The 2,898-nt window shown below is 61.0% G+C and carries 1 protein-coding gene; it reads left to right on the forward strand.

Annotated elements, in window-relative coordinates:
* Window positions 1–107: 107 nt before the first annotated feature.
* Window positions 108–2,336, forward strand: a complete 2,229-nt coding sequence (locus HQL56_19315; GenBank protein ID MBF0311667.1) for an AAA family ATPase — start codon at window positions 108–110, stop codon at window positions 2,334–2,336.
* Window positions 2,337–2,898: the final 562 nt, after the last annotated feature.

Genomic DNA, 2,898 nt, shown 5'->3' on the forward strand with positions numbered 1-2,898 from the left:
TGGTTGAGGCCAAAGTGTAGCTTATTCGACTGTCTCAATTCCTGGGTCCATCTTACGGTACCGGCGGACTGGACCTCAACGACGCCCGGCCCCAACCGGATAAACCGATGAATTTCGCCGCGTTGGCCCCCGATCCAAAGGCCATCGCCACCTACTTCGAGTTGGTCTTTGGCTATTGCGATGGCCTGATCCCCTTGCGAGGCCTGACCGATCCAGGTCAAGGACTGGCCAACCGGCCTCATCTCGCCTGGATCGAGGCGGACCCGTTGGTTGCGGACAAGGCCCTCTCCTTCGCCCAGTGGGCCGCCAACAACGGGTCCGCCTTCTACGTCATTCCAGGAACCGTTGCGCAACGCGGGCAGGCTAGGGCCGACGAGGTGGTGCAAATCCAGACCGTCCTGGTGGACCTGGACGCCGGGAACGTGGAAGCCAAGCTGGCGCACCTCGCCCTCCACCTGGGCGATCCCACCGCCGTCATCGAATCCGGCGGCGTCACCACGGAAGGACAGAACAAGCTGCATGCCTATTGGAAGCTGTCGGAACCCGCCGAGGGCGAGGATCTTGCCCTGGTTTGCCGCCTGCGCCACGAGATCGCCCTGAAGGTGGGTGGCGACCTCCATTTCCGTTCCGCTCACCAGCCCATCCGAGTGGCGGGGTCGGTCTATCACAAGCACGGCCACAAGCGGCTGACGACCTTCCGCACCATCACCTGCCGGGAAGCTCACCTGCGGGATTTCGCGGAAGCGGTGGCTGACTTGCCCCCCATGACAACCACCGACCCGGACGGCCTGGACTTCAGCCTCGTCTTTTGCGCCAAGCCGCCCGTGGACGCCGTACTCACCACCCCGGTGCGCGCGGGAGGACAGGACAACTGGACCCGCTTCGAGGGGGCCTCTGCCGCCATCGGCCATTACCTCCGCATGGCCCACGAAAATCGCATGAGCCTGGAAGAGGCTTGGGAAGCCATCCGCCAGTACAACGCCGCCATGCTGCGACCGGCCTGGTCGGAGGAGCGATTGTCTGACGAAACGCAACGGCTTTGGGAACGACATTGCGAACGGTATGGGAACCCTGCGGGGGAAACGGACCCTTCCGCCCGCGAGCTGCCCAGTTTCCGCATGGCGGAGCTGCTGGCCGACGACTCCCCCATGCCCCAGGACCTCATCGCCCCCCGTCTGCTGACCCCCGGTGGACTGCTGGTCATCGGCGGCGCGCCTAAGGTGGGCAAGAGCGATCTGCTCATTCACCTGCTGGCGCACATGGCCGCCGGTCGGGAGTTTTTGGGGTTCTCCCCAGCCAGGCCTCTCGGGGTGTTCTACCTCCAAACCGAGATCCAGTATCACTACCTGCGGGAGCGCATGAAATCGCTTGGACTGCCCCGGCAGACCCTCGCCCTGGCGGGAGTCAACCTGGTGACCACCCCCAAGGTCCGGATAATCCTGAACGCCGACGGGGTGGCCCGCACGGTTGCCACCATCAAGAAGGATTTCCCGACCACCCCGCCGGACATCATCTGCGTCGATCCTCTCCGCAACGTCTTCGACGGCGGCCCCGATAGCGGTGGAGAAAATGACAACAGCGCCATGCTCTTCTTCCTCCAGGAACGGCTGGAGCGCGTCCGCGAAGAGGTCAACCCCGAGACCGGCATGATTCTTTGCCACCACACCAGCAAGATCGACAAAAAGCAGTTGAAGGAAGATCCCTTCCGCTTCCTGAGCGGCGCGGGAAGCCTGCGCGGCTTCTACACCAGCGGCCTCCTCATGCATCGCCCGGACGAAGAACGTTCGGAGCGGATGCTCCATTTCGAACTGCGCAACGGCCCGGCCCTAGCCCCCATGCTGGTGGACAAGCGGGAGGGACGCTGGGTGGCAACCGATCTTCGCGGAGAACGACTGGTCCGCCAGAGTATCGGCGAAAAGCTGGACGCCGAACGCCGCCGCAAGCACGACGTCATCCTGCAATTGATCTACGACGAGGCGTTGCAGGGGCGAGCCTACACCCCGAGCCAGTTTGCCGAGCACTTCGAGAACAAGGCCGGTCTGGGCGGCAGCGACACCATCATCAAGCGTATCCATGTGCTGGCCACCAACGGCTATCTGAAGTTTTTCCGCAACCCGCAGGATTACGGATTGCCGTCGGCGATTCGCTCCAAGCTTGGATACCTCTGCGTGGAAGGCATGCTGCTTGGTTCGGAGAACGAAGAAAGCGAACGGCTCCCGGTCTTGCCGACCCACTTCAAGGATCTCAAATCCGGGGCGATGTTGCCGGTCGAGAAACCGGAGGTGTGGATTTGCCAGGATGAGGCGATAGAAACAGACAAGAATCACTCTCATTAAACCATATAACTATAACGGCTTTAGCAGAATCTGTGCCAATCAAGATCTGGAAAATTGTCGGATCTGGAATAAAGCAATAACAACATGTTACGCCAGAATCGCAGATCCGCGCGGATCTGGAATCCGATTCTGCGGATCTTGGAAATTCGAATGAAAAAACAGGATGTTAGACTCAATTCCAGAACAGGAAGTGTAATCCCCTCCCTACGGGAGGGGACCCGCGACAGCGGGGTCCCCATCCCTGGTCGGAGGTTCACGAACGCGGGAGGTCTATCCCTCTCGTTCATCAATCGCTCTGAGATCCGAGTCTGAAATTCCCCTTGGCAGGGGAGCACCTTCTACCATTCAGGAGACAACACCATGCAAGGACTCGATGCGAGCTGTTCTGCCGGGACGTTCCATCTCTACCAACACCTGACAGCCCCTCCTGGTTGGCATGCGGTGTTCGATGATGCCATGAACGTCGGTCCGAAATTCCCGCAGTCCTGTCTGGCTCGCGTCCAGGGCCCCAGCATCAACGCCGAAGGTTCCAAGGTCCATGGCTGGAATAGCCATGGCATCC

This window comes from Magnetococcales bacterium, from assembly GCA_015231925.1.
Classification (GTDB): domain Bacteria; phylum Pseudomonadota; class Magnetococcia; order Magnetococcales; family JADGAQ01; genus JADGAQ01.

Coding starts and splice junctions, on each gene's coding strand:
- HQL56_19315 (MBF0311667.1), top strand. CDS start 108: ATGAATTTCGCCGCGTTGGCCCCCGATCCAAAGGCCATCGCCACCTAC.